Consider the following 3,437-nt stretch of genomic DNA (forward strand, 5'->3'; position numbering starts at 1 on the left):
GCCCCCGACTGGCACACCCCCCTCCCCCCGCACCACGCCGAGCGCTTCGGCCGGATCGTCGGGGCCGAGCTGCGCGGGGATCTCGCCGGGGCCGCGCTGGCCGCGCGGGAGCTGGAAGGGGCGCTGGACCGGGAGTACGGGCCGTTGCATCCGCACACCGTCGGCGTGCTCGGCACGCGCGCCTGGCTGGCGCTGCTCCTGCAGGAGGACTGGGCCGCGATCATGCGGCTGCACCTGCGGACCGCCGAGCGGCGGCACAACGCCCAGGCACCCGCCGACGAGACCCGCCGCGTCCTGCACAACGCCCGCGCCGTCTGGTGGCGGCTCGCCGCCGTCGACCGGGCCGGGGCGGACGAGATCCAGCCCGAGCTGCAGCGCGTATCCGACCTGGTCGAGGGCGTGCTTCCGGAATAATCGCGGCCATGAGTTCGTACGAAAGCGACCCGTCGGCGTACGAGAGCGCTCCGCACGGACTGCACCGGCGCCTGCTGCCGGACGTGATGGCGGCCGGCTCGATGTTCCCGCTGCTCCTCGGCGGTACGTACGCCCTTGAGGCGCACGGTCTCCTGACCGCCGGCGCCGCCCGCCGCGACACCGGCCTGGAGGTGGTCACCGAGGCGCCCGACCCCATGCCCGGTCTCGTGTCCGCCCTCTCCGACGGCCTGCGGGAGCGTGGTTGGCAGACCGAGCCGTCCGAAGCCCGGCTCCTCGTCACCGACGCCGCGACCGGCGAGCACTGTGCCGTCGGCCTCCGCAAGGAGACGCTGCTGCGGCCGCCCGTGCTCGGTCCGTACGGGCCCGTGCCCGCCGTCGAGGACGTACTCGGCATGGCCGTGCGCGACCTCGCCGACCGCGGCCTGGCCCGCGACCTCGTCCACGTGCGCGCCGCGTCCGGCTCCTGGTCGCACGTCGAACTGGAGGAGCTCGGCCGCCGGCACGCCGGTGACGCCGGGTTCGACCTCACCGACCTCCAGGCCCGGCTCGCCCGCGCCGAGTGGATCGCCGACTCCGAGTACGCCGCCTGCGGGCTGGACGAGTCCGACCGCGCCGAGCTCCTGCGCTGGGCCGAGGCCTGGGTCGACGACATCGCGGAGCGGCTGATGGAAGAGGCGCCTTACGAAGATGACGACGAGGACGACGAGGGCGAAGGCGACGACGATGACGAAGGCGACGAAGATCCGGGCGAAGAAGGCTGATCGATCGCCTTGACCTCAAGTCCGCTTGAGATTCCATCCTTGATCCATCGCCTCAACAGGGCCGTCACCTACCCACGGCCCCGGCCCAAGGACGGATGGAACGACGATGACGGACACAGCTGCCCCGGGCGGCACGCCGGTGATCGACCGGCGCCGCATGAGACTCGTCATGGCCGGGCTGATGCTCGGCCTGTTCATGTCGGCGCTCGACCAGACCATCATGTCCGCGGCGCTCCGCACCATCGCCGACGACCTCAACGGCCTCTCGCAGCAGGCCTGGGCCAACACCTCGTACATGATCACCTCGGTGGTCACCACGGCCCTCTACGGCAAGCTGTCCGACATCTACGGCCGCCGGCCGCTCTACGTCACGGCGGTGACGGTCTTCATCGCCGGTTCGGTGCTGTGCGGGCTCGCCTCGTCCATGGTGATGCTGTCGGTCTTCCGGGGCGTCCAGGGGCTCGGCGCGGGCGGTCTGATGAGCCTAGCGTTCGCCATCCTCGCCGATCTGCTGCCGCCCGCCGAGCGCAGCCGTTACCAGGCCTGGTTCGGGGCGGTCTTCGGCGTCTCCGCCGTCGTCGGGCCGGTCGTCGGCGGGTTCTTCGCCGGGCTGGACAGCTTCGCCGGTGCGGACGGCTGGCGCTGGGCGTTCTTCATCAACGTGCCGGTCGGCGCCGCGGCCGTGGTGCTGATTGCCAGTCAGGTACGGGCCAAGGCGGGCCGCTCGGCGGAGAAGCCCGACGTCGCGGGCGTCGTCACCCTCGTCCTCTTCCTGGTGCCCGTGCTCTTCGCCGTCGAGCAGGGCCCGAAGTGGGGCTGGAGCTCGGCCGGCACGCTGGGACTCTTCGCCGTGGGGGCCGTCGGGCTCGTGCTCTTCCTGATGGCGCAGCGGCGGGCCGGGGGCGCGGCGCTGCTCCCCACCCCGATGTTCCGCAACCCCGTCTTCTCGATCTACAACGGGGTCAACACGATCGTCGGCGCGGCCGTCTTCGGCTCGCTCGCCGTCCTGCCGCTCTACCTGCAGATCGTCAAGGGTCTTTCGCCGACCGAGGCGGGTCTGATGATGCTGCCGCAGACGCTCGGCATCATCGTCGCCGGCCGGCTGTGCAGCGCGCACGTCACGCGCACCGGCAACTTCAAGGGCTCCATGCTGACCGGCATCGTGCTGATGATGGCCGCCACGTTCTGGTTCGCGTCGTTCGGCGCGGGCACGGCGATGTGGCAGGCGGGGGTCGCGGCCGGGGTCATGGGCACCGGCATCGGCATGTGCTGGCAGGTCATGGTGACCGCCATCCAGCGGGGCGTCGAGCCGCGGTACATGGGCGCCGGGATGGGCTCCTTCGCCTTCTTCCGCTCCGTCGGCGGCACGGTGGGCATCAGCGTCTTCTTCTCGCTCTTCTTCGGCTCGGTCGGCGGCAGGATCGCCGACGCCTACGGCCGCGCCGCGTCCGACCCGGGCTTCAAGGCCGCCCTCGCCGACCCGGCGGTCACCTCCCAGCCGGCCAACCAGACGCTTCTCGCCGGCCGGAACGGCGCCGTCTCCCTGGACGACAGCTCCTTCCTCACCCACGCCGACGCCCGCCTGGCCCGCCCCTTCCTGGAGGGCATGGCCGACGCGATGCAGACGGTCTTCCTGGTGAGCGGCACGCTTCTGGCCGTGGGCCTGCTTCTGGCCCTCATCCCCAGGGATCGCCGCCCGGAGCCCGAGCCGGGCGAGGCTCCTGCGGCTCCTGCGGCTCCCGCCGCTGCGGAGTCGAAGGAGGCGGCCGCGGCGGGGCGGTGACGCGCTCTGCGTGAAGCGGTGGGGCCCAGGTCGCTGACCTGGGCCCGCCCGCCTTTGTTCGGCTTTCTTATCTGTCGCCTTCGCCGGCTCCGGTCGCGGCGCCGAGGCCCTGACGGTTGATTCCGGGGCGCAGCCGGATCCATGTGTCGTCGGCCCCGGGGTCGGGATTGAACCCGTCAATCATGTCCTGCCCCCAGTCCGTTTGCCCCTGTTCGTCCGGCAGGCCGTCCGGCGCGTCACGCGAGCCGCGGCCGCCGGGGGACTGTTCGCCCTGGTCCGGGTCCGCGGGGGCGTCCGGATCCGGGGCGGTCTCCGGGGCGTCGTCAGCCGGTTCGGCGGCTGGGGGCGCCTCGGTGCGCGGCGGCCCTTGCGGGTTTTCTGCCGTGCGCCTTGCGTGAGGGTCCTCCGGCTCGGCGGGCTCGGGGGCTTCGTCCGGGTCGTCGTGCGGGGCCTCGGGG

General features: G+C 72.6%; 3 protein-coding genes and 1 pseudogene. 3 read left to right on the top strand and 1 reads right to left on the bottom strand.

Annotated elements, in window-relative coordinates; all coding sequences use genetic code 11:
• The 3 genes from ACSNOH_RS34045 to ACSNOH_RS34055 all read left to right on the top strand — a co-directional run.
• Positions 1 to 414 (top strand): hypothetical protein (locus ACSNOH_RS34045; RefSeq protein ID WP_436725316.1); only part of this gene is annotated, 414 nt, incomplete at its 5' end.
• 8 nt (positions 415 to 422) lie between these two features.
• Entirely contained in the window at positions 423 to 1,196 is a 774-nt protein-coding gene (locus tag ACSNOH_RS34050; protein ID WP_436725317.1) for a hypothetical protein, read from the top strand.
• A gap of 106 nt (positions 1,197 to 1,302) precedes the next feature.
• The gene (locus ACSNOH_RS34055; RefSeq protein ID WP_436725318.1) at positions 1,303 to 2,979 is read left to right on the top strand and encodes an MDR family MFS transporter; all 1,677 of its coding nucleotides are present in this window, start codon (positions 1,303 to 1,305) and stop codon (positions 2,977 to 2,979) included.
• Between the two features lie 67 nt (positions 2,980 to 3,046).
• Here the strand turns inward: ACSNOH_RS34055 and ACSNOH_RS34060 are convergent.
• Positions 3,047 to 3,437 (bottom strand): annotated as a pseudogene (locus ACSNOH_RS34060) (hypothetical protein); the annotation flags it as partial.

The sequence above is a fragment of the Streptomyces sp. URMC 127 genome, assembly GCF_051386535.1.
Taxonomy (GTDB): domain Bacteria; phylum Actinomycetota; class Actinomycetes; order Streptomycetales; family Streptomycetaceae; genus Streptomyces.

Coding starts and splice junctions, on each gene's coding strand:
- ACSNOH_RS34050 (WP_436725317.1), top strand. CDS start 423: ATGAGTTCGTACGAAAGCGACCCGTCGGCGTACGAGAGCGCTCCGCAC.
- ACSNOH_RS34055 (WP_436725318.1), top strand. CDS start 1,303: ATGACGGACACAGCTGCCCCGGGCGGCACGCCGGTGATCGACCGGCGC.